The organism is Streptomyces sp. NPDC006265 (assembly GCF_040613555.1).
Lineage (GTDB): Bacteria > Actinomycetota > Actinomycetes > Streptomycetales > Streptomycetaceae > Streptomyces.
In genome coordinates this window covers 1-2,268 of record NZ_JBEXSH010001158.1, presented here as the reverse complement: position 1 = coordinate 2,268, position 2,268 = coordinate 1, and the positions used below count along the sequence as shown (strand labels likewise).

Below are 2,268 nucleotides of genomic sequence, written 5' to 3'. Positions count from 1 at the left end.
GGGGCCCCCACGTTGATCGGCCCCTGGATCCCGGCCCGCAGCAGCGGCAGGATCTCCGGCGGGGCCTCGATCGGGTAGACGCAGTCGGCCCCGGCGGCGACGTACAGCGCGGCCCGCTCGATGGCCGGGTCGGGGTCGTCGATCCCGCAGGAGAAGGTGTCCACGCGCGCATTGACGAACAGCCGGTCACCGGCCGCCTCCCGCACCTCGGCCAGCCAGGCGGCGTGCACGCGGGGGTCCTTCAGCACACCGTCCTCCGAGTCCTCCAGGTTGCAGCCGACCGCCCCCACCTCCAGCAGCCGCTCCACGAGGTCCTTCGGCGCGAGCCCGTAGCCTCCCCCAAGCTCTCGGCTGCGCTCGAGCAGGGGGGACCCCTACCCACGTCCGCCGACACGGGCACGTCGACGGCCCGGACGATCCGGGCGACCGCCGCGAACATCTCGTCGGCCGGGACCTGCCCGTCCTCGTGGCCGAGCGAGGCGGCGACCCCGGCGCTGGGCGTGGCGAGCGCAGGGAACCCGGCCTCGGCGAACACCCGCGCACTGGCCGCGTCCCACGGCCCGGGCAGCACGAGCGGATCACCGGGAACCCGGCCCCGGTGCAGGGCCCGGAACACATCGGTCTTGGTCATGGCGTGTCATCCCCTGGCGGAATCCGGCGACTCACCATCACCCGGTTCCAGTTGTTGATGGCGACGACCAGCCCGATCAGATGGGCCAGCCGCCTCTCGTCGAAGTGCCGGGCGGCTCGCTCGTACACCTCGTCCGGCACGAACGTGTCCGTGAGGACCGTGACCGCCTCCGTCAGCTCCAGCGCGGCCCGCTCCCGCTCGTCGAAGACGTCCTCCGCCTCCTCCCACGCGGCCAGCAGATCCAACTGCCGCTCGCTCACCCCGTACTCGCGGGCGAGCGCGAGATGCATGTCGAGGCAGAACGCGCAGTGGTTGAGCTGCGAGGCGCGGATGACGACGAGTTCGGCCAGGGCCGGATCGCCGAGCCCCTGCTTCGCGGCGGCGCTCAGAGCCGACATGGCCCGGCCGACCGCCGGGTCCAGCAGCCGGGTCCGGGTCGTCACTTGTACTGGCCGGGCTCGTAGTGCCCCGGCGCCATCCGGCAGGTCACCCCGAACCGGTTCCAGGCGTTGATCACCGTGATCGCGGCGATGACCTGCGCCAGCTCGGCCTCCTCGAAGTGCTTCGCGGCGTTGTCGTAGACCTCGTCCGGCACGAACCCTCCCCCAGAGCCGAAAGCCTGGGAGGTGCCCCCAGTCAGGACCGTCACCGCCTCCGTCAGCTCCAGCGCGGCGATCTCCTTCGCGGTGTAGAAGTGCCGCGACTCGTCCCAGGCGCTGAGCTGCACGATCCGCTCGACGCTCTCACCCGCCGCGAGGGCGTCCTTGGTGTGCATGTCGATGCAGAACGCGCAGTGGTTGATCTGGGAGGCGCGGATCTTCACCAGCTCGTACAGCGTGTGGTCGAGGCCCTTACGGGCGGCGGTCTCCAGCCGGACCATCGCCTTGTAGACCTCGGGCGCGTGCTTGGCCCACTCCAAGCGGGCGGGCCGCTCGGGGGCGTACTCGGCGCTTGCCTGGGGCGTCGTCTCGCCGGTGTGCGTCGTCATGCCCTCGACCCTAAAAGGGAAGCAGCCCAGGAGTATGGTCCATTTCCATGGCAGAACCCTGGGCCACTCTGGGCATCGACCTGCTGGTGGAGCCGACCGGACCGGGCCTGCGCCGGGGTCTGACCGACGCCCTGCGCGAGGCCGTGCGCTCCGGCCGGCTGGCCCCCGGCACCCGGCTGCCCTCCTCCCGAGCACTCGCCGCCGACCTGGGCATCGCCCGCAACACCGTCGCCGACGCCTACGCCGACCTCGTCGCCGAGGGCTGGCTCACCGCCCGGCAGGGCTCGGGCACCCGGGTCGCAGAGCGGGCGGTCGTCCCGCCGTCCGGCACGGCACCCCACCCCCGCGCCCCCGCCCGTCCGGCCTACGATCTGCGCCCCGGCAGCCCCGACCTCGCGTCCTTCCCGCGCACGGAGTGGCTGAAGGCCGCCCGCCGCGCCCTCACGGCCGCCCCGTACCAGGCTTTGGACTACGGCGATCCGCGTGGCCGCCCCGAGCTGCGGGCCGCGCTCGCCGGGTACCTTTCCCGGGCCCGGGGCGTGCGCGCCGACCCCGAACGGATCGTGGTGTGCGCCGGCTTCGCGCACGGCCTGAAGCTGCTCGGTACCGTCCTGCGGGAAACTTCCCCGCCGACCTGATCGCAGCCCAG

Annotated in this window: 2 protein-coding genes and 2 pseudogenes; 1 reads left to right on the top strand and 3 read right to left on the bottom strand. The window is 72.8% G+C overall.

Features of this window, described 5'->3' with window-relative positions:
- From ABZ281_RS46510 to ABZ281_RS46500, 3 genes and pseudogenes are all read right to left on the bottom strand, one after another.
- Nucleotides 1-631, bottom strand: a pseudogene (locus ABZ281_RS46510) (isocitrate lyase/phosphoenolpyruvate mutase family protein); the annotation flags it as partial.
- Nucleotides 628-1,074 carry a carboxymuconolactone decarboxylase family protein gene (locus ABZ281_RS46505; RefSeq protein WP_356664561.1) on the bottom strand — a complete coding sequence of 149 codons (447 nt, stop codon included), beginning with the start codon at nucleotides 1,072-1,074 and terminating at the stop codon, nucleotides 628-630. The pseudogene ABZ281_RS46510 and the gene ABZ281_RS46505, both read right to left, overlap by 4 nt.
- A complete protein-coding gene (locus tag ABZ281_RS46500) occupies nucleotides 1,071-1,619 on the bottom strand; it encodes a carboxymuconolactone decarboxylase family protein (RefSeq protein ID WP_356664559.1) in 549 nt (182 codons plus the stop codon). The genes ABZ281_RS46505 and ABZ281_RS46500 overlap by 4 nt, the downstream gene beginning before the upstream one ends.
- Nucleotides 1,620-1,666: 47 nt before the next feature.
- On the opposite strand from ABZ281_RS46500, the pseudogene ABZ281_RS46495 reads away from it, so the two are divergent.
- Nucleotides 1,667-2,236, top strand: a pseudogene (locus tag ABZ281_RS46495) (aminotransferase class I/II-fold pyridoxal phosphate-dependent enzyme); the annotation flags it as partial.
- Between the last annotated feature and the right edge of the window lie 32 nt (nucleotides 2,237-2,268).

Bases quoted from the DNA above. Each gene is read 5' to 3' on its own strand.
- ABZ281_RS46500 (WP_356664559.1), bottom strand. From the start codon at position 1,619: ATGACGACGCACACCGGCGAGACGACGCCCCAGGCAAGCGCCGAGTAC.